The organism is Sphingomonas sp. LH128 (genome assembly GCF_000293195.2).
Taxonomy (GTDB): Bacteria; Pseudomonadota; Alphaproteobacteria; order Sphingomonadales; family Sphingomonadaceae; genus Novosphingobium; species Novosphingobium resinovorum_A.
Genome location: NZ_ALVC01000129.1, coordinates 1 through 16,400, shown reverse-complemented (window position 1 = coordinate 16,400; position 16,400 = coordinate 1). Strand labels below are relative to the sequence as shown.

The window sequence follows — 16,400 nt, the reverse complement described above, 5'->3', positions numbered from 1 at the left end:
CCCGATCAAGGCCATCGCGTGACAAGGCAGGGGATACATCGGGACATGGTTAACCCTGGACGATGAAGCGGCCTTCATCCCACGGCCCGAAACGTTCGAGCGAGCAGCCATTCTCCCGTGAAAGTCCCGTTCGAGCAACGATTTGCAACGCCAGCCTCTTGCGCCGCGCCAACACGAAGCGTTAACGACATTGCGTTAGGTGCATATGTGGACGTCCGGAGAGGCCGGACGTGATTCGACCTTCGGAACGGAGCCGCCGATGACTCATCTGTCGCATCCGCTTCGAAGGCATCGCTGACGCCGCCGATGCCCGATATTACCACGATCGCCGCGTGCAGCACGGCACTCGGCGCAATCATGTGCATTGCCATCCTGCTGTCGTGGTTCAAGGACGGTCGCCCGGTGCAGCGGCGCTGGCAGTTCGCACCGTTCGGGATCGCGGTGTCGGCCGGTGTCCTTCTGACTTATCCGGAAATATTACCCGGCCCGCTTGGCCTGAGGCTGGGCTGGTTCGCGTTGACGCTGGTTTACGGCTCTGCCTGGCTGGCGGCGCGGGTGACGGCGGGACGCAAGCCCCGGCCGCTGCTGATGCTGCTGCCCTGCGTGGCGGTGCTGCTTTTCTCGGCGACCATCGGTGCGGACGATGCCATGGCAGAGCTGCGCATGATGCCGCGCGTCCTGCTCTTCGCGCTGTTCGACGGTCTGGCCGCGCGCGAATTCATGCGGATGCGCCAGCCGCAGTTGCAATCGGCGACGACGCTGTACTGGATCTTCGCGGTGTTCTGCGTGTTCGAACTGCTGCGCACGCCCTTCTCGCTCTCGCTGCCCGCGCCGTTCGGACCGAAGGAAACGCAGGTCTGGTCGATCGCGCTGTTCAACTTCCTGATCGTATTGCAGGGCCTGCTGCTTGGCGTGTTCCTGACCGCGCTGGGGCGTGAGCAACTGGCAGCACAGCACTATCGCCTGGCCTCCATCGACCCACTGACCGGAATCGGCAATCGCCGCGCCCTCGACGATCGCATCGAGGCGCTGGCCCGGTCGCCGCGCGGCGAAGACTGCGTCGCCGTGGCGCTGCTCGACATCGACCGTTTCAAGGCGATCAACGACGAACTCGGCCACGGCTTTGGCGACATCGTGATCGTCGGCGCGGCGATGGTGGCGCGCGAGACGCTGGGTGCCGGAAACGTTTTTCGCGTGGGCGGCGAGGAGTTCGCGGCCATCATCCAGGCGCGCACGCCCGAGGCGGTCATGACCCGCGCCGAAGCCGTGCGCATCGCCTTCGAGGCACGCAGCCATGTCAGCGGAAGCGAATCGCGGCGCTGCACGATCAGCGTTGGCGTGGCGATGATGGAACCCGGCGACGATCACTCTGCGCGCTTCACCGCGGCTGACGAAGCGCTTTACCTGGCCAAGCACCTCGGGCGCAATCGTACGGTATTGGCCACGCCCGGCCAGCGCGCGGCCCCGCCTCCGATCGACTTGCGGGCAGTTGCCGCCGAGCGCCGCGCTTCGGCTTAGCGCGCCGTCAACGGATCGTGGCCGACGCGCGCTTCGCCGTCGACGGCGAAGTCCATGATGATGTCACTGGCCGGATCGTAGCGCGGCCAGACCGGCCGCTTGCCGCCATTGGGATCGCCGCTGGTGGCAAAGGCGACGAGCGCATCACTGATCGTGCCGCCCATCGCATCGTCGCGAGCCGTCGTGACATCGCCATACTTGATCGTCTGTGTATCGAAGAAGAAAGGAATGTCGCTGGCGTGTCTTGCCCCTGGCTTGCCCACCGAGGATGCCACGTAGGAGAACCGATAGGCGTAGACCGGGGCGCCTGCCTGCGACAGCGTTCGCGCCACGTCGCGGGCACCCTTGATCATGAAACCGTCCGGGCCACCCATGTCGGCGCTGGTCGCCCCAATCATCACCGGCACCTTCGTGAACTTGCCATCGGCATAGGCCTTCGCCACATCGACCGCGATGCGGCCATCGACGAAAGGCGAGGAGAACGCCGGACGCTTCGCTGCGAACAGCGCCTCGAGATTCAGACCATCGACCACCTGCTCCGCCGGGAGCGCGCGCAATTTTGCCAGCGCCTGCGGATCGTCGGCCGCGATGCCCTTCGTGGCGGCGAAAGCCGTGCCGGTCTTCTCCGCCTCGGCCAGACCGCCCGCTCCGAGCGCAGTGCCGTCTCCGCCGGACATGACGACCGCCCGGGCGAACAGACCTTGCGTCAGCGGCGAAGTCATCAGCATGTGCACCGACATGCCGCCCGCGCTCTCGCCGATAATCGTGACGTTCGCGGGATCGCCGCCGAAAGCCGCGATGTTCTGATGCACCCACTTGAGCGCGGCGACCTGATCGAGCGTGCCGTAGTTGCCCAGTAGCCCGCCGTCGGCATCGGCCTTGGTCAGTTGCGGGTGAGCGAAAGTGCCGAAACGGCCAACGCGGTAGTTGAAACTCACCACCATCACGCCCTTGCGCGCCAGTTCGGCGCCCGAATAGGTCGGCGGCGAAGCGCCGCCGTTCAAGAAGCCGCCGCCATAGATCCAGAAGACCACCGGCAACTGCGCCTTCGCGCCCTCCGGCTTCCAGACGTTGAGGTAGAGGCAATCCTCGGCGGGCGGCGTGCCGAGCGGTGCGGCGTCGCTGGGAAACGGCTTCTGCATGCAGTCGTGGCCGTAGGCAGTCGCCGGACGCACACCGGCCCATGCCGCGACCGGTTGCGGCGCGCGCCAGCGCAGGTCACCCACCGGCGGCGCGGCGAAGGGAATGCCCTTCCAACTGACCACGCCTTTGTTCGCCTCACCCCGGACTTCTCCGCTGCGCGTCACGGCAACCGGGTCGGCGATGGCGGCCGGTGAACAGGCGGTGGCAGCAAGAATGATGGCCGATAGAAAAGTGGGGGCTTTCAAGAAGGTCTCCTGACGTCGTCGTCCCGGACCTGATCCGGGACCACTGGCCGTGAACAACCCACCTTTCGACAGGGCGTTCGGCGCACGCTCCAGACTAAAGACCGCCATCGGTCCCGGATCAAGTCCGGGACGACGACAGCAACTTAGATATCTCCTTGTCGAGCGCAGCGGGCTTGTCGGTCGGGGCGAAACGGCGCACGACCTTGCCTTCGCGGTCGATGAGGAACTTGGTGAAGTTCCACTTGATCGATTTGGAGCCGAGCAGCCCAGGCGCCTCGGCCTTGAGCCAGTCGTAGAGCGGCACAGTGTCCGGCCCGTTGACCTCGACCTTGCCCATCAGCGGGAACGAGAGGCCAAAGTTCACCTCGCAGAACGCCGCGATCTCGGCGGCATCGCCGGGTTCCTGGCCGCCGAACTGGTTGCAGGGGAAGGCGATGATCTCGAACCCCTGTTCGCGGTACTTGCGCCAGAGTTCCTCCAGCCCCTTGTACTGCGGAGTGAAGCCGCACTTGCTGGCGGTGTTGACCACCAGCACCACCCTACCCAGCCGATCGGCAAGACTGGTCGTCTCGCCGTTGGGAAGGGTCGCGGTGAAATCCGCGATGGTTCGGGGATCTTTAGTCACGAATACCGCTCAAGACGCCGGAAAATCGGCGCGGCGGGACAAGTGCCGGATCTCGCCAATGCGCATCGTGTGATCGCCGTCCTTCTCGATCGCATAGTCGTCCTGCTTCGCCTCGGGCAGTCCCATCACGAAGGCGACCAGTTCCGCCACGGTGCCGCGGCGGATCGTCTTGAAGTTGTGGAACAGCCCGCCGCCGTCCTCGCACTTGTGCAGTTCGGCCGTGTCGTCCCAGCCGAAGCTCCGAGGCGGAGTGCTGCCGGCTGCGATAGTGGACGGGATGTCGCTCATTGGCGGGTTCCTTTCTTATCGCCTGGATTAAGCAATGTGGGAAAGGAAAACCGCGAGTTCAACGGCGGTTCCGGCGAAGAATCAGGAACCTGAGATTGCCCACCCCTGCCCCTCCCGTCAGCGGGAGGGGCATGAGAGAACTGCGCTTGCGCCGCTCAGGTCAGCACCCCGTCATGCAGTCGCACCACCCGGTCCATCGCCGCCGCCAGCCGCTCGTTGTGCGTGGCGACGAGCGCGGCGCTGCCCTCTCCGCGCACCAGCGCGAGGAACTGGGCGAAGACCTTGTCCGCCGTCGCCTCGTCGAGATTGCCGGTGGGTTCGTCGGCCAGCACCATGTGCGGGCGGTTGGCCAGCGCGCGGGCCACGGCGACGCGCTGCTGCTCGCCGCCCGAGAGCTTGCTCGGACGATGCTCCAGCCTTGCGCCGAGGCCCAGCGCAGTGAGCAGTTCGGTCGCTCGCGCATCGCACTCGGTACGCGGCTTTCCGGTGATCAGCTGGGGCAGCACGACGTTCTCGATCGCGTTGAAGTCGGGCAGCAGATGGTGGAACTGATAGACGAAACCGATGTGATCGCGACGCACCGCCGCGCGCTGGTCCTTGCCCAGCTTGCTGGCGTCGATCCCGGCGATCTCGATCTTGCCGCCGAAGCCGCCTTCGAGCAGGCCGATCGCCTGCAGCATCGTCGACTTGCCCGACCCCGAGGGACCGAGCAGCGCGACGATCTCGCCGGGGCGGACTTCGAGGTTCACGCCGCGCAGGACGTCGATCTTTACCCCGCCCTGCTCGAAGCTGCGGGTCACGTCGGTCAGGCGGACGACAGGGTCAACGATATCATTCATAGCGCAGCACCTGCACGGGATCGGTGCTCGCCGCCTTGTAGGCGGGGTAGAGCGTGGCAAGGAAGCTGAACACCAGCGCCATGATGCAGATCGTGGCGATCTCCACCGGGTCGGAGCGCGCGGGCAGCTCGGTCAGGAAGCGGATCGAGGGGTCCCACAGGTTCTGGCCCGTCAGGATCTCCACCAGATGCACGATCGGCTGGCGGAAATAGAGGAAAATGAAGCCGATGATCACGCCCGCCACTGTGCCCATCGCGCCGATGCAGAAGCCGGCGGTGACGAAGACCTTGAGCAGCGAGTGCCGCGTCGCCCCCATCGTGCGCAGGATCGCGATGTCGCGGGTCTTGGCGCGCACCAGCATGATGAGCGAGGAGAGGATGTTGAACACCGCCACCAGCACGATGATCGAGAGGATCACGAACATCGCCACCCGCTCCACCGCCAGTGCCTCGAACAGCGAGGCGTTGATGGTCCGCCAGTCGGTGACGACGGCGCGGCCCGAGAGCTGGCGCGTCAGCGGCGCGAGGATCTCGCCCACCCGGTCGGGGTTGTTGGTGGTGACCTCGATCATGCCGATCGAATCGCCCGTCAGCAGCAAGGTCTGCGCATCGGGGATGGGCATGATGACGAAGGCGTTGTCGTAGTCGTAGACGCCGATCTCAAAGATCGCGGCGACGCGATAAGCGACCGAGCGCGGCACCGTCCCGAACGGAGTGGAGCGACCCAGCGGGTTCATGATCGTGATGACATCGCCCACCTGTACGCCAAGGTTCTGCGCCAGCTGCGTGCCGATCGCCACGTTCTCCGAGCCCGGCTTGAGTTCGGCTATGTTGCCGACCTTCACCTTGTCACGGACGCGGCCGATATCCTCGGCGGTCTGTCCACGCAGTTGGATCATCTCGACGCGGCCGTTGAAGGTCACGGCCAGCGGCTGGTCGATCAACGGCGAGGCACGGACGACGCCCGGCGTGGCGCGCACGTCCTTGAGCACGCCCTGCCAATCGTCGAGGCGGCCGCCGTAAGCCTGGATGATGGCATGGCCGTTGAGGTTGACGATCTTGTCGAAGAGTTCGGCGCGAAAGCCGTTCATCACGCTCATGACGATGACCAGCGCGGCAACGCCGAGCATGACCGCGACGAGGCTGATGCCGGCGACGAGAGCGATGAAGCGCTCGCCCTTTCCGGGCAGCATGTAGCGCTTGGCGATCGTCCATTCGAAGGGGGATAGGATCAAGCGAGGGGGTCCGTCTTGAAAAGGTGAAGAGGCATTAGGATGCGCGGGCGGTGCTGGCAAGCTGCGGGCGGACGGATGGTTCCCGAGGGGGTGGTACGAATGCGGGAGGTCTGCAGGGTTTACACTGTCTGATGGGTGAACCGTTGATGTCCGAGTGCAGGTGAGGCGCGGATTTGCGCGGGTTTTGAGCGTAGCGCGAGGTGACAGGTGTGACCTTACGAATGCGATGTGTCACCTTGTGGGGTGGAGGTGTCACCTTGTGGTGTAAACTTGTGCTGCCGGGAGTGAACGGGCTGGCCATGAACACATGGTATGGGATTGCGGGTACTGTAGGAAAGTGGACTGTCTGGAAGCGCCTCAAAGTCGTCGTCCAAACATCATCGTCATCCCAGCGAAGGCTGGGACCGCTCTCGTCATCATGCTGCTTCTCGGCGAGGCCGGGATAAAGTTCGCACTGCCCTGCCGATAGGGCTCATCATGGTCACAACGGTCCCAGCCTTCGCTGGGATGACGGTCCGTTTCTGAAGCAGCAACTTCCCACCCAAACCCGTCATCTTCCCGTCACCAAACGGGCGCAGGAACCACCGCCCTCAACGGCCCATCCCTTCCCCCTTGCTTTTCGACGCGATCGCAGCCAAATGCGCGTCGCGTTTGGACGCGCCAGTCGGGCTGGAAAAATACCATGAACATGACTCACCCCTTCCTTGATGTCGACGGGGACAAACTGCGCGAAGAGTGCGGTATTTTCGGCGTTATCGGGGCAAAGGAAGCTGCGGCCATCACTGCAGCCGGACTCCATTCGCTCCAGCATCGCGGGCAGGAGGCGGTGGGCATCACCAGCTTCTCCGGCGCGGAGTTCCACTCGCACCGCGGCATCGGCCACGTGGCGCAAGTGTTCCGCCAGAAGGAAGTGGACACCCTGCCCGGCTCGATGGCCTCGGGTCACGTGCGCTACGCCACCACCGGCGGCTCGGGGCTTCGCAACGTCCAGCCGCTGTTTGCCGACCTTGCCGACGGCGGCTTCTCGATCGCCCACAACGGCAATATCTCCAACGCGATGACGCTCAAGCGCGATCTGGTTTCCAAGGGCTCGATCTTCCAGTCGACCTCGGACACCGAAGTCATCATCCACCTGGTCGCCACCAGCCGCTATCCCACGCTCGTCGATCGCTTCGTCGATGCCCTGCGCATGGTGGAAGGCGCCTACTCGCTGATCTGCATGACCACCGAGGGCATGATCGCCTGCCGCGATCCGCTGGGCATCCGCCCGCTGGTGATGGGCCGCATCGGCGACGCCATCGTCTTCGCCTCCGAAACCGTCGCGCTCGACATCGTCGGCGCCGACTTCGTGCGCACGATCGAGCCGGGCGAAATGGTGCAGGTCGATCACAAGGGTACGATCTCCAGCCACCGCCCCTTCGGCAATCCCTCGCCGCGCCCGTGCATCTTCGAGCACGTCTATTTCTCGCGCCCCGACTCGGTCATGGACGGCCTTTCGGTCTACCAGGTGCGCAAGCAGATCGGGGTCGAACTGGCCAAGGAATCCTTCGCCGACGCCGACGTGGTCATCCCCGTACCCGACAGCGGCGTTCCCGCCGCGATCGGCTATGCGCAGGAATCGGGCATCCCGTTCGAGCTGGGCATCATCCGCTCGCACTACGTGGGCCGCACCTTCATCCAGCCCGGTGACGCCGCCCGCCATGCCGACGTGAAGCGCAAGCACAACGCCAACCGCGCCGTCGTCGAAGGCAAGCGCATCATCCTCATCGACGATTCGATCGTGCGCGGCACGACCTCGAAGAAGATCGTCGAGATGATGCGCGATGCCGGCGCTGCCGAAGTGCACATGCGCATCGCCAGCCCGCCGACCGAGCACTCGTGCTTCTACGGCGTCGATACGCCCGAGCGCTCCAAACTGCTCGCCGCGACGATGGACACCGAGGCGATGGCCGATTTCATCAAGGCCGACAGCCTGGCCTTCGTCTCGATCGACGGCCTCTACCGCGCCGTCGGCGAATCGGAGCGCAAGAAGAGCTGCCCGCAGTTCTGCGACGCCTGCTTCTCGGGCGAATACCCGACCAAGCTGACCGACTTCTCGGACCGCTTCCCGGAACTCGATGCAGCGTGACCTTCAAGGATCAGGTCGCACTCGTCACCGGCGCCAGCCGGGGTATCGGCGAAGCCACTGCCGTCGCGCTGGCCGCTGAGGGCGCGCATGTCGTCCTGACCGGGCGCGATACCAAGGCGCTCGAACGCGTCGAGGAGCGCATCTACGAGGCGGGCGGATCGGCCACGATCGCGCCGGTCGATCTGGTCGAGCCCGACGGCATCGCCCGCCTTGCCAGTGCCGTGCAGGACCGCTGGGGCCGGCTCGACGTGCTGGTAATCAATGCGGCGATTCTGCCCGAACTCACCAGCGTCGCCGACATCGACCAGCGCGCCTTCAACAAGGCGCTGACCACCAACGTCCTCTCGACGCAGGCGCTGATCGCGAACTTCGATCCGCTGCTGAAGAAGAGCCCGAACGCGCGCGTGGTCGGCCTGACCACCACCGTCGCGCAGGCACCGCGCGCCTACTGGGGTGCCTACGGCGCCACCAAGGCCGCGTTCGAAGTGCTGCTGGACTGCTACGCGCAGGAAACCGCCAAGACCTCGAACATTCGCGTCGCCATCGTCAACCCCGGCGCCACCCGCACCGCCATGCGCGCGCGGGCCTATCCGGGCGAGGCACCGGCCTCGGTCAAGCCGCCCGAAGTCGTGGCGGACCGCCTCACGGCACTGCTCGGAGAGAGTTTCGCGACGGGCCACCGGGAAACCGTTAACCAGCCGCAATAACCGGATCGTAACCCCAAACTGGGACACATCGGGCAAATTGGCGTTGTAGACACGTCGTAATTTGCGCGAGGTCGCCCATGGATCACACCCAGCAGGAACGCTACGCCGCCGCCGCGCAGGAAGATCGCAGCGCGCATCGCAACCGCATTTCGATCCCTGCCACGCTGCGCCCCTCCGGGTCCAAGAGCTTCCAGACGGCGGTGCGCGACTTGTCGCTCTCGGGCTTCTCGGCGACGGCGATGAGCCACATCGCGCCGCGTACGATGTGCTGGCTGACGCTGCCCGGCAGGGAAGAGGCGCTGCCCGCGAAAGTGGTGTGGTGGGACAACGGGCTTGTCGGCTGCGCTTTCGAGCAGTTGCTGGAGCCGCACGAACTGGATGCGGTCATGACGCGCTGGAACCGCGATCGGCGCTAACCGTCATCCCAGCGAAGGCTGGGATCGCTCTCGGCATATTTGGAGATTTCGGCGAGGCTCTGCTGAAATCAGCAACGCCGTCCCGATGGCACACATCATGGTCATAACGGTCCTAGCCTTCGCTGGGATGACGGGCTTTTGATCTCGACGGTCGCCCCTCAACCCATCGCCTTTACCAGCGTCACTTGCGCCACATCGATCCCTCCGCCGAGGAATCCTCCCTCGCAGTACATCAGATAAAACCGCCAGAGCCGCACGAATCGCTCGTCGAAACCCGAGGGCAAACGCCCTTCCTCCACCGCGAGATCGAAGTTCGCCCGCCATTCGCGCAAGGTGCGCGCATAGTCCGCCCCGAAACCGACGCGATCTTCCCAGACCAGCCCCCTCTCCTCGGCCAACGCGCGGAACTCGCTCTCGCGTATCAGCATGCCGCCGGGAAAGATGAAGGTCTGGATGAAGTCGGCGCTGCGGGCATAACCTTCGAAGATCGCATCAGGCATCGAGATCAGTTGCAGCGCCGCCAGCCCGCCCGGCTTCAGCTTGCGCGCGATGCAGTCGAGGAACTCCGGCCAATAAGCCTGCCCGACAGCCTCGACCATCTCCACCGACATGATCGCATCGTACTGGCCGATAACGTCGCGATAGTCCTGCTTGCGGAAATCGACGCTGCCGCGCCCGTCGCTTCGCTCGAACGTCCAGCGCTCGCGCGCATAGGCAAGCTGCTGGTCAGAGAGGCTGATCGCATCGACATGCACCTCGGCATGGCTGGCGACGAAGGCCGCCAGCGTACCCCAGCCGCAGCCGATCTCCAGCACCCGGTCGCCCGGTTCCAGCTCCAGCCGCTCGACGATGGCGCCCGCCTTGGCCGACTGCGCGACGTCCAGCTCTGTCACGAACTGGGCATAAGGGTTCGGCCCCGACACGACTTCGGAATAGAGCGCACTGGAATAGAGCATCGTTTCGCCCAGCCACTGCCCATAGAAGTCGTTGCCGAGGTCGTAGTGCGCGTGGATGTTCTTCAGCGAGCCCTTGCGCGTGTTGCGATGAAGCGCATGGAGCGCGCGGGTGAGCAGCCGCCACGGGCCATGCGCACGGCCGGTGTCTCCCAGCGCCATGGCATTGTCCATGAACAGCGCGAAGAGCGGCACCGGGTCCGGGCTGTCCCACTCGCCAAGGTCCCAGGCCTGATACCAGCCGACCGAGCCCGCCGTCGCCAGCCGCAGCAGCGCGCGCCAGCTGGTGATCTCCACCACGGCGTCGAAACCGGATTGACGACCGCCGAGCAGCCGGGTCTGACCGCCGGGCAGCGTCGCCATGATCGAACCGCGCTCCAGCCCGCGATCAATGCGGTCGAGAATCCGGTGCACCCCGCCCGACCACAGCCGCGCCAGCAACTGGGAGCCGACGCCGATCGCGCGTCCTCCCCCCACAAGTTCCCCACCTCTGCCCGGCGCCTGTGCGTTCATGGCGCGATGATGGACTCGATTTTGCGCCTGGGCAATTGCTCAAGATGCGAAGCCGATTGCCCAAGAACGTCGTCCCGGACTTGATTCGGAACCGGTGACGGTTTGCGCCTAGGGGGCTTGGACAAGCTCAGCCTGAGCGGTATTCCAAGCAGATTTTTAAATTCCGCTCAGGCTGAGCTTGTCGAAGCCCCAGAGACGAGGCGCGCGCCTAAAGACAGCCACCGGTCCCGGATCGAGTCCGGGACGACATCGCTTCAGCTACCCTTCGCCTGCTGCCACGCCGACAGCGCCCGCTCACGCGCGTCGCGATGCTCGATCAACCGGTCCGGGTAGCCCTTCGGCCGCTTGCCCGAGGGCGGATCGTGGATATCCGCGTCGGACAGGTCCGCCAGCTCCGGCACCCATTCGCGGATATAGCCTGCCGCGTCGAACTTCTCCGACTGCGTGAGCGGGGCCATGATCCGCACGAACATGTTGGCGTCCACCCCTGATCCGGCGGTCCACTGCCAGTTCACCGCATTGCTGCCGTAGTCCGCATCGACCAGCGTGTCCCAGAACCACTGCTCGCCCGCGCGCCAGTCGATGAGGAGATGCTTCACGAGGAAACTCGCCGCGATCATCCGCACGCGGTTGTGCATCCAGCCGGTGTGCCACAACTGCCGCATCCCGGCATCGACGATGGGATAGCCGGTGCGCCCCTGCTGCCACGCCTCCAGATCGCGCGTGCTGGTGCGCCAGGGGAACGCGCCGAAGGGATCGCGCGCGTAGCGGCCGCCGTAGTCGGGATACTGCAAGATCACGTTCTGCGCATAGTCACGCCAGCCGATCTCGCCGAGGAACGTCGCGACCGATCCTCCCGCGTCCGCCACCGCATGCCAGACCTGCGCGGGCGAGATCTCCCCGAAGTGCAGGTGCGGCGAGAGCATGGAGGTGCCCTCCACACCCGGCAGGTTACGCTGCCCCTCATAGGCAGAGGCTTCCTCGACGAAGGCGTGCAGCCGCTTGCGCGCGCCCTTCTCTCCCGGTTCCCACATCGCGCGCATGCCGCCCGCCCAGTCGGGCGTGGTGGGGAGTAGTTTCCAGTCGGGCAGCGTATCCGACTCCGGCCACTTCGACGGCACAGCAATCGTCTGCGGCCGCCGCTGCGGATCATGCGGCGGCATCCGCTCGCGCAGGGCGCGCCAGAACGGCGTGTAGATCTTGTAGAGCCCGCCCGAGCCGGTCGTCACCGAGCCCGGCGGGGCGAGGTAGTTGCCGTGGTGCAGGCAAAGCGTCAGCACCTTGCCCACCGCCTTTTCGGCATTGCGCCACCACGGTTCGTAGTGATGCAGCGCGTGGACCTCCTGCGCGCCGGTTTCCTCGGCGAGCTTTGCCAGCACCTCGTCGCTCCGGCCCCGCCGCAGGATCAACCGCGAGCCCTTCTCCTGCAAGGCCGCGCCAAGACTCTCGAGCGAATGGTGCAGCCACCAGCGCGAGGCGCCGCCCATGGCGCGATGCCTGGGCGTCTCGTCGTCGAGGATGTAGACAGGTATCACCGGCCCCTTGCGCGCGGCCTCGGCGATGGCAGGTTGATCGGAAAGGCGCAGGTCGCGCCGCAGCCAGACGATGACAGGAGAACTCATGAGCGGGGCAACGTCCTTCGATAACCGGCGTTCCCTAGCGCGATGACACATTCGATGCACCGGCCCATGAACCGAAGAGTCCTGATCCCTGCCGCCGCCTTGTGCTGGCTGGGCGTCGCCGCGATTGCGATCGCGGTTCACGGCGGCAATGCCGATGCCCTTGATCGGGCGGGCCTGCTGTTCTGGCGTGGCGACACTATGCAACCGCTCGGCCCGAAGGGACTGCTCGAAGCCGTGCGCGACGTGACGGCACTCGGCGGCGTGTTCTTGCGCAACCTATTTGCCATAGGCGCGGTCGCAGCGCTGCTGTTCCTGCGCCAGCGGCGCGACGCTGCCCTCTTCGCGCTGACCGTGATGAGCGGATGGCTGGTCAACAGCGGCCTCAAGGCGCTGGTCGGGCGGGCGCGCCCCGAGATCGTCCCCCACCTCACCGAAGCGGGCGGCAACAGCTTTCCGAGCGGGCACAGCTTCAACGCGGCGGTCGTCTATATCGCTATGGCACTGGCCTTTGCGGCGATGAGCAACCGTTCGTCGGTGCACCGCACGCTGGTCGGCGCAGCGATCGTCGGCACCCTTGCAATCGCCTGGAGCCGCGTCTGGCTCGGCGTCCACTGGCCGAGCGACGCGATCGCCGGATGGCTGGGCGGTGCCGGCTGGGCTTTCCTCGCCTGCGCCCTGTTCCAGCGCCCCGCGCAGCTTGCTGCCGAAGCGATCAGCGACTTGGACAGTCCACCGGAACCCTCGCCGAAACATTGAAGTTGCGGCTGAGACGCGGCCCCGTGAACCGCGCGTCGCCGAAAGTCACCACGGCGCTGCACCCCTGCCGCTCGATCCGCGCCATCGGCAGCTGGGACCACGCGAGGAACTTGACGACCTCCGGCGTGGCGAAGGCGGCCTTGCGCGCCAGCGGGTCGGCCATGTTGTCGGCTATCGACGGCTCGGCGGACACCAGCCCCACCGGATCACGGAGCGGATCGTAACGGCCGTAGGAGATGCGCCCCTCCTGCCGCCAGATCATGTCGCGCCGCCAGAACAGCACAGGCTCGGGCGAGGCGAATATCCGGTCGGGATTGAAGGCCGAGTCCTTCTGCCGCGGCGCACACCATGCCATGGCGGAAATCCCGATGTTGAGCGCAATGAAGCCGATCACGCCCGCCAGCGCCCCGACGGCGGGCTTCGGCGACTTCCAACGGCGCGCCAGCCAAAGCCCCGCGCCCATCATTGCCAGCAACCAGGGCGAGACGATGAACAGCCCGTCGGTGTGGAACCAGCGCCCGCTGGCCGGGGAAAGCAGCTGCACCGCATAAGTGTTCTGCAGGTCGAGCAGCGGATGGGTCAGCGCGCCGAGATAGCACAGCGCCAGCAGCCATCCGAACCGCATCGGCAACCCGCTGCGGAAGGTGGTACCGCGAGACGCCTGCCAGCGGTCGAGCAGCCAGAGCAGTCCCGCCAGCAGCGGCGGCATCAGCAACACCCCGCCGACCAGCCCATGCGTGAAACCCCGGTGCATCGCCAGCGGTGCCCAGGAAGCCCTGCCGAAGAATACGTCGATATCCGGCATGTTCGCCGCGAGTACGCAGGCCGCCAGCCCCTTGCGCGTCCGGTGCTTGAGCCCGGTTTCGGCGAGCGTCCAGCCGACCAGGCTGTGCGTCAGATTATCCATGAATGGCAGGTATTTGCATCGCGAACCTTATCGGGTTTGCGATGCGACATTACAAGCCTCACTCCACCGTCCAGGTCTGCCCCTTGCCCAGCAGCTTGCCGAGGTCCGCGCTCTTGCCCGCCGTAAGGCTCGCCCGCTCGGCGACGACGGCGCTTTCGAACGTCGGCGCGGGATCGTCGTAGATCACCCCCAGCGCCATCGGGAACGGACCGAAAGGCATCTCCACCAGCATATGCGCGAGGCCCCGGTTGTGCACATTGTGAACCGCGACTCCCGCCGCCCGCCAGTCGCCATCGCCCACATCGACGACTTTTAGCGAAAGGGTCTCAAGATCGAGTGACAATCCTTTGGTTTTCTTTGCGAACAAAAGCGGTTCGCCGTCCTGGCAGACGATCTGCATATCCGATGCGACGGCCTTGGCCGTGAAGTCGTCGAAGCGATCCTTGTTATAGACGATGCAGTTCTGGAAGATTTCAAGGAACGCCGCGCCCTTGTGCGCATAGGCGGCCTTGAGAACGTCCGGCAGGTCCTTGGACACATCGTAGCCGCGCGCCACGAACCTTGCGCCAGCCCCCAGCGCGAAGGCGCAGGGGCTCGCCGGACGATCCACCGAACCGATCGGCGAGGTCGGCGACGGCGTTCCCACCCGACTCGTCGGCGAGTACTGCCCCTTGGTCAGCCCATAGATCTCGTTGTTGAACAGCAGGATCTGGCAGTCGAGGTTGCGGCGCAGGACGTGCATCGTGTGATTGCCGCCGATCGACATGCCGTCCCCGTCACCGGTGACGATCCACACGTCGAGTTCGGGATTGGCCAGCTTGATCCCCGTCGCGACGGCCGGGGCGCGGCCGTGGATGGTGTGGAAGCCATAGCTCTCGACGTAATACGGGAAGCGGCTGGAGCAGCCGATGCCCGATACGAACACGGTGTTCTTCGGGTCCGCACCGACCATCGGCAGGGTGCGCTGCACCGCCTTGAGAATCGCATAGTCGCCGCAGCCGGGGCACCAGCGTACTTCCTGGTCGGTTTCCCAGTCCTTCAGCGTGGTCTGGATCGGGGTCATGTCGTTCATGATGAGATCTATCCTGACGAATTGGGCCTAAGCGCTCAGGGCTTTTCGATTTCCGGTGCCGGAAGCTGCGTCTCGTTGACCGAGACTTCGCCGCCCTCGTTGCCGGGGACCGCATCGAAGAAGGTCGCGATGGCGGCCTCGATCTCGGCGATGGCGAAGGGCTGGCCGCTGGTCTTGGACAACGGCACCGCATCGATCAGGAAGTGGTCGCGCAAGACCGTCTTGAACTGCCCGGTGTTCATCTCCGGCACCACGACCTGCTCGAACCCGGCCAGCAGTTCGCCAAGGTTCCGGGGTAGCGGCCAAATGTGGCGGACATGAATGTGGCTGACGTCCAGCCCCTTGCGCCGCGCCCGCCGCACCGCCTGATGGATCGGCCCGAAGGTAGAGCCCCAGCCGACCACCGCCAGCTTTCCCGACGCCGCCCCGAGCGCCACCTCCTGCGGCGGCACGGCGTCCGCGACGGCGTCCACCTTGGCCTTGCGCGCGTCGGTCTGGGCCTGATGGACGTCGGGGGCATAGTCGATATTGCCGGTATCCACGGCCTTCTCGATGCCGCCGATGCGGTGCATCAGCCCCGGCGTCCCCGGCCTGATCCACGGCCGCGCTCCGCGCCGGTCGCGCCTGAAGGGCAGGGGCTTGCCTTCCGGGTTGTTGGTCTCGGTCAGGAATTCCACCGGGAACGGGCTGAAGCCGCCGGGATCAGGCACCTTCCACGGCTCGGAGGCATTGGCGATGTAGCCGTCGGTCAGCAGGATCACCGGCGTCATGAATTGCGTGGCGATGCGGCAGGCCTCGATCGCGCATTCGAAGGCATCGGCAGGCGAGCGCGCGGCGATCACCGGCAGCGGGGCATCGCCGTTGCGCCCGTAGACTGCCTGATAGAGATCCGATTGCTCGGTCTTGGTCGGCAGCCCGGTGGACGGCCCTCCCCGCTGCGAATTGACGATGACCAGCGGCAGTTCGGTCATGATCGCCAGCCCCATCGCCTCCCCCTTGAGCGCGATGCCCGGCCCCGACGAGGACGTGACGCCGAGCTGCCCGGCATAGGACGCGCCGATCGCCGCACAGATGGCCGCGATCTCGTCCTCGGCCTGGAAGGTGGTGACGCCGAACTCCTTCATCTTCACGAGGTGATGCAGCACCGCCGAAGCTGGCGTGATCGGATAGCCGCCGAAGAACATCTCCAGCCCCGCCAGTTGCGCCCCCGCCACCAGCCCGAGCGAAATCGCCTCCGCGCCGGTCACCGTGCGGTAGAGCCCCGGCTCGGTCGGCACCGGATCGATATGCAGCTTGCGCAGCGGGCCGGTGAGTTCCGCCGTCTCGCCATAGGCATGCCCGGCGTTGAGCGCGGCGATGTTCGCCTCGGCCAGCACCGGCGCCTTCGCGAACTTGGCATGGAGCCAGTCGACCAGCGGCCGGCGGGCGCGGGCG

The 16,400-nt window shown here is 65.8% G+C and carries 15 protein-coding genes; 5 read left to right on the top strand and 10 right to left on the bottom strand.

What is annotated here, in order from left to right:
• The first annotated feature begins 357 nt into the window (after window positions 1-357).
• On the top strand, window positions 358-1,518 hold the full coding sequence (locus LH128_RS31365) for a GGDEF domain-containing protein (RefSeq protein ID WP_327195136.1): 1,161 nt from the start codon (window positions 358-360) through the stop codon (window positions 1,516-1,518).
• Here the strand turns inward: LH128_RS31365 and LH128_RS11180 are convergent.
• The 5 genes from LH128_RS11180 to LH128_RS11160 form a co-directional block, all read right to left on the bottom strand.
• Window positions 1,515-2,906 (bottom strand): carboxylesterase/lipase family protein, encoded by a 1,392-nt coding sequence (locus LH128_RS11180; protein WP_008829735.1) that lies wholly within the window; start codon window positions 2,904-2,906, stop codon window positions 1,515-1,517. The two genes, LH128_RS31365 and LH128_RS11180, sit on opposite strands and share 4 nt — an antisense overlap.
• 118 nt (window positions 2,907-3,024) lie before the next feature.
• Window positions 3,025-3,531 (bottom strand): glutathione peroxidase, encoded by a 507-nt coding sequence (locus LH128_RS11175; protein ID WP_008829734.1) that lies wholly within the window; start codon window positions 3,529-3,531, stop codon window positions 3,025-3,027.
• Window positions 3,532-3,540: 9 nt separating this feature from the next.
• Window positions 3,541-3,819 (bottom strand): hypothetical protein, encoded by a 279-nt coding sequence (locus LH128_RS11170; protein ID WP_008829733.1) that lies wholly within the window; start codon window positions 3,817-3,819, stop codon window positions 3,541-3,543.
• A 155-nt stretch (window positions 3,820-3,974) separates the two neighbouring features.
• Window positions 3,975-4,658 (bottom strand): ABC transporter ATP-binding protein, encoded by a 684-nt coding sequence (locus LH128_RS11165; RefSeq protein ID WP_008829732.1) that lies wholly within the window; start codon window positions 4,656-4,658, stop codon window positions 3,975-3,977.
• Window positions 4,651-5,892: a lipoprotein-releasing ABC transporter permease subunit gene (locus LH128_RS11160; RefSeq protein ID WP_008829731.1), complete on the bottom strand. Its 1,242-nt coding sequence runs from the start codon at window positions 5,890-5,892 to the stop codon at window positions 4,651-4,653. Before LH128_RS11160 ends, LH128_RS11165 begins: the two co-directional genes overlap by 8 nt.
• A gap of 682 nt (window positions 5,893-6,574) precedes the next feature.
• On the opposite strand from LH128_RS11160, the gene purF reads away from it, so the two are divergent.
• From purF to LH128_RS11145, 3 genes are all read left to right on the top strand, one after another.
• Window positions 6,575-8,020 (top strand): amidophosphoribosyltransferase, encoded by a 1,446-nt coding sequence (gene purF / locus LH128_RS11155; protein WP_008829730.1) that lies wholly within the window; start codon window positions 6,575-6,577, stop codon window positions 8,018-8,020.
• Complete coding sequence (locus LH128_RS11150; RefSeq protein WP_008829729.1) at window positions 8,017-8,727, top strand: SDR family NAD(P)-dependent oxidoreductase; 711 nt, start codon at window positions 8,017-8,019, stop codon at window positions 8,725-8,727. Before purF ends, LH128_RS11150 begins: the two co-directional genes overlap by 4 nt.
• A gap of 77 nt (window positions 8,728-8,804) precedes the next feature.
• A complete protein-coding gene (locus LH128_RS11145; protein ID WP_008829728.1) occupies window positions 8,805-9,143 on the top strand; it encodes a PilZ domain-containing protein in 339 nt (112 codons plus the stop codon).
• A 158-nt stretch (window positions 9,144-9,301) separates the two neighbouring features.
• Here the strand turns inward: LH128_RS11145 and LH128_RS11140 are convergent, their stop codons facing one another.
• Both LH128_RS11140 and LH128_RS11135 read right to left on the bottom strand, forming a co-directional pair.
• Complete coding sequence (locus tag LH128_RS11140) at window positions 9,302-10,609, bottom strand: class I SAM-dependent methyltransferase (RefSeq protein WP_037519070.1); 1,308 nt, start codon at window positions 10,607-10,609, stop codon at window positions 9,302-9,304.
• 254 nt (window positions 10,610-10,863) lie between these two features.
• Complete coding sequence (locus LH128_RS11135) at window positions 10,864-12,231, bottom strand: cryptochrome/photolyase family protein (RefSeq protein ID WP_008829726.1); 1,368 nt, start codon at window positions 12,229-12,231, stop codon at window positions 10,864-10,866.
• Window positions 12,232-12,297: 66 nt separating this feature from the next.
• On the opposite strand from LH128_RS11135, the gene LH128_RS11130 reads away from it, so the two are divergent.
• A complete protein-coding gene (locus tag LH128_RS11130) occupies window positions 12,298-12,987 on the top strand; it encodes a phosphatase PAP2 family protein (RefSeq protein ID WP_231958200.1) in 690 nt (229 codons plus the stop codon).
• Here the strand turns inward: LH128_RS11130 and LH128_RS11125 are convergent.
• The 3 genes from LH128_RS11125 to LH128_RS11115 form a co-directional block, all read right to left on the bottom strand.
• A complete protein-coding gene (locus tag LH128_RS11125) occupies window positions 12,944-13,894 on the bottom strand; it encodes a metal-dependent hydrolase (protein WP_008829724.1) in 951 nt (316 codons plus the stop codon). The genes LH128_RS11130 and LH128_RS11125 overlap by 44 nt on opposite strands.
• 58 nt (window positions 13,895-13,952) lie before the next feature.
• The gene (locus LH128_RS11120; RefSeq protein ID WP_008829723.1) at window positions 13,953-14,966 is read right to left on the bottom strand and encodes a 2-oxoacid:ferredoxin oxidoreductase subunit beta; all 1,014 of its coding nucleotides are present in this window, start codon (window positions 14,964-14,966) and stop codon (window positions 13,953-13,955) included.
• A gap of 35 nt (window positions 14,967-15,001) precedes the next feature.
• A partial coding sequence (locus LH128_RS11115) for a 2-oxoacid:acceptor oxidoreductase subunit alpha (RefSeq protein WP_008829722.1) occupies window positions 15,002-16,400 on the bottom strand: 1,399 nt, incomplete at its 5' end.